Below are 3,950 nucleotides of genomic sequence, written 5' to 3'. Positions count from 1 at the left end.
ATCTGACTGGTGGTGTGTCGGTCGCGGCGGTCAACGGTCCGGATTCCGTGGTGGTCTCGGGTGTCGAGGACGAGGTGCTGGCGCTGGCCGAGCGTTGGAAGTCCAGGCGGTTGTCGGTTTCGCACGCGTTCCACTCGCCGCTGATGGATCCGATGCTGGCGGACTTCCGCGTGGTCGTGGAGGGCTTGTCCTTCCACGAGCCGCGAATTCCCCTGGTGACCAGCGGTGATGTGACCTCGCCGGAGCACTGGGTGCGGCACGTGCGGGAGACCGTGCGCTTCGCCGACAACGTCGAGCGGCTCGCGGAGCGCGGCGTGCGCACCGCGCTGGAGCTCGGTCCGGACGGAACGCTGTGCGGACTCGCCCAGGAGATCCTGGGTGACGACGCGGTGCTCGCGCCCGGCCTGCGGCGTGACCGCGAGGAAGTGTCCGCCCTGCTCGGCGCGCTGGCCCGGGCGCACGTGCGCGGCACCGGTGTCGACTGGACGGCGTTCTTCGCCGGCAGCGGCGCGCGGACCATCGACCTGCCCACCTACCCGTTCCAGCACGAGCGGTTCTGGCCGGAGGCCGTCCCCGCCGTCGATGACGCGGGCAGCACGGCGGTGAACTCCGTGCCGCTGGACGATCGGTTCTGGGACGCGGTCGAGCGCGCTGACTTCGCCGCGCTGGCCGAATGGCGGCGCAGGCACCAGATGTCCACCGCGGATTCCTGGCGCTACCGCGTGACGTGGCGGCCGATGACGACTTCGGCAACGCCGGCCGGCCGCTGGCTCGTGCTGCTCGCGCCCGGTCAGGACGTGGGCGAGCTGGCCGACGGCCTCGGTGTCGAGGTCGTCCGGCTGGAGGTCGCCGAACCGGGCCGGGCGGTGCTCGCTGAATCGCTGCGCGATCTCGACGGTCCGTTCGCGGGCGTGCTCTCGCTGCTCGCCGCGGGCTCCGACGAGTCGGTGGGCCTGACGAGCACGACCGCAGCGGTGCAGGCGTTGGGCGACAGCGGTGTCGAGGCACCGCTGTGGGTCGCGACCAGCGGGGCGGTCTCCGCGGGTGCCAACGATCCCCTCGCGCACCCCGAGCAAGCCGCGGTCTGGGGCCTCGGCCGCGTGATCGCGCTGGAGCACCCGCAACTGTGGGGCGGTCTGATCGACCTGCCGCGGTCGCTCGACCGCAACGCGGTGCGCCGGGTCGCCGGTGTGCTGGCGGGCACCGGCGAGGACCAGGTCGCGGTGCGTCCGTCCGGTGCGTACTGCCGCAGGCTGGTGCACGACGAGCTCGGCGAGGACCGCGCGAGCCGCGAGTTCCACCCCGGCACGGTGCTCGTCACCGGCGGCACGGGCGCTCTGGGCGCGCACGTCGCGCGGTGGCTCGCCGACGCGGGCGCGGAGCACCTGCTGCTGGTCAGCAGGAGCGGAGCGGACGCGCCCGGCGCCGCGGAGCTGGCGCAGGAGCTGGGTGCGCGGGTCACCATCGCCGCCTGCGACGCGGCCGACCGCGACGCCCTCTCGGAGTTGCTCGCCGAGCGCCGGGTCACGTCGGTGTTCCACACGGCCGGTGTCGTGGAGGACGCGCTGGTCGCTTCGCTCACGCCGGAGCACTTCGCGAACGTGCTGCGCGCCAAGGTCACCGCGGTGCGCAATCTGCACGAGCTCACCTCCGATCTCGACGCGTTCGTGCTGTTCTCCTCGACCGCCGGTGTCATCGGCGCGGCGGGGCAGGGCAGCTACGCCGCCGCCAACGCCTACCTGGACGCGTTCGCCGAATGGCGCCGCGCGAACGGGTTCGCGGCGACCTCGGTCGCCTGGGGCCCGTGGGCCGACTCGGGCATGGCGGTCGACGAGGGCGTCCAGGAACGGCTGCGCCGCGGCGGGTTCGAACCGCTGGATCCCGAGCTCGCGATCTCCGCGCTGCGCCGGGCCGTCGAGCACGGTGACACCGCGATCTCGGTCGCCGACATCGACTGGTCGCGGTTCCTCCCCGGACTCGCGCAGCTGCGCCCGGCACCGCTGGTGGGTGATCTGCCCGAGGTGCGGCGCGCGCATCTCCCCAGCGATCCCGCCGAAGGGCAGCCCGAGCCGTTGCACGAACTGGCGAGGCTGCCCGAGGCCGACCGCGACAGGGCGATGCTGGACCTGGTCCGCAGCCAGATCGCCGCCGTGCTCGGCCACGCGAGCCCCGCCGAGGTGGACGCCGAACGCGCGTTCCGCGACCTGGGCTTCGACTCGCTCACCACGCTGGAGCTGCGCAACCGGCTCGCCGCGGCGACCGGGCTGACGCTGCCGGCTTCGCTGGTCTACGACTACCCGACGCCCGTCGAGCTCGCGGAGTTCCTGCTCGCCGAGGTGGTTGGTTCGGCCGCGGCCGAACCGGCGGCGATCACGCGTGCGAGCACGGACGACCCGATCGCGATCGTGGGGATCGGCTGCCGCTTCCCGGGAGACATCAGATCGCCGGAGGAGTTCTGGCGGCTGCTCGTCGACGGCGAGGACACCGCGAGCCCGTTCCCGGCCGATCGCGGGTGGGACCTCGCCGCTCTGGAGACCGGGGCCTCAGCCGCCCGCGAGGCGAGCTTCCTCAGCGGTGTCGCGGACTTCGACGCCGGGTTCTTCGGCATCTCGCCGCGCGAGGCGATGGCGATGGATCCGCAGCAGCGACTGGTGCTCGAAACCGCCTGGGAGGCGTTGGAACGCGCGGGCATCGACCCGGCCTCGCTGCGCGGAACCGAAACCGGTGCCTTCGTCGGCACCAACGGTCAGGACTACGAGCAGGTGCTCCGCCGATCGCTGGACGCCGAGGTGCTGGGCTACATGGCCACCGGCAACACGGCCAGCGTGATGTCCGGCCGCCTCGCCTACGCGCTCGGCTTGGAGGGCCCCGCGGTCACCGTCGACACCGCGTGCTCCTCGTCGATCGTGGCGATGCACTGGGCGACCAGCGCGCTGCGCAACGGCGAGTGCTCACTCGCGCTCGCTGGCGGCGCGTCGGTGATGTCCACCCCCGATTCGTTCGTCGAGTTCACCACGCAGGGCGGGCTCGCCCCGGACGGCAGGTGCAAGGCGTTCGCCGATGCCGCCGACGGGACCGCCTGGTCCGAGGGTGTCGGCGTGCTGGTGCTGGAGCGGTTGTCCGACGCGGAGCGCAACGGGCACGAGGTGCTGGCGGTGCTGCGCGGTTCGGCGGTGAACTCCGACGGCGCGTCCAACGGTTTGACCGCGCCGAACGGTCCTTCGCAGCAGCGGGTGATCCGGCACGCCCTTGCCGACGCGGGTTTGTCCACAACGGACGTCGATGCGATCGAGGCGCACGGCACGGGAACGACCCTCGGCGACCCGATCGAAGCGCAGGCGCTGCTGTCCACGTTCGGCGACCGGCAGCGGCCGCTGTGGCTCGGTTCGGTGAAGTCGAACATCGGGCACGCGCAGGCAGCCGCCGGGGTCGCCGGTGTGATCAAGATGGTCATGGCGATGCGGCGGGGAATCCTTCCGATGACGCCGAACGTGGACAAGCCCACCACGCACATCGACTGGAACTCCGGGGCGCTGTCGCTGCTCACCGACGCGGTCGAGTGGCCGGAAACCGGGGGACCGCGGCGCGCGGGAGTGTCCGCGTTCGGCCTGTCCGGCACGAACGCGCACGTCGTCCTGGAAGGCGTCCCGCAGCAGGTGGAGAACACCGTCGAGCGGCGACCGCTGTCCGCGCCGTGGCTGGTCAGCGCCAAGACCGCGGAGGCGCTGGACGCGCAGATCGAGCGCGTGCGCAGCGCCGAGGGCGACCCGATCGACATCGCCCACTCGCTGGCGACCACCCGCTCGGCGTTCGCGCACCGGGCCGTGCTGATGCCCGTCGGCGACGGCCTGGTCGAGATCACCCGCGGTGTGGCCCGACGCGCGGGTGCCACGGCGTTCCTGTTCTCGGGTCAGGGTTCGCAGCGGGTTGGTATGGGTCGTGGGCTCTAT

1 protein-coding gene is annotated in these 3,950 nt (G+C 72.6%); it reads left to right on the top strand.

What is annotated here, in order from left to right:
• Positions 1 to 14: 14 nt before the first annotated feature.
• On the top strand, positions 15 to 3,950 hold a 3,936-nt coding region (locus ABD289_RS25170), incomplete at its 3' end, for an SDR family NAD(P)-dependent oxidoreductase (protein ID WP_344138145.1).

Origin of the sequence: Saccharopolyspora halophila (assembly GCF_039531955.1) — a bacterium.
In the GTDB taxonomy this organism is placed as follows: Bacteria; Actinomycetota; Actinomycetes; order Mycobacteriales; family Pseudonocardiaceae; genus Saccharopolyspora; species Saccharopolyspora halophila.
Note: the sequence above shows the minus strand (reverse complement) of the source record. Positions and strands in the feature narration are given on the sequence as shown.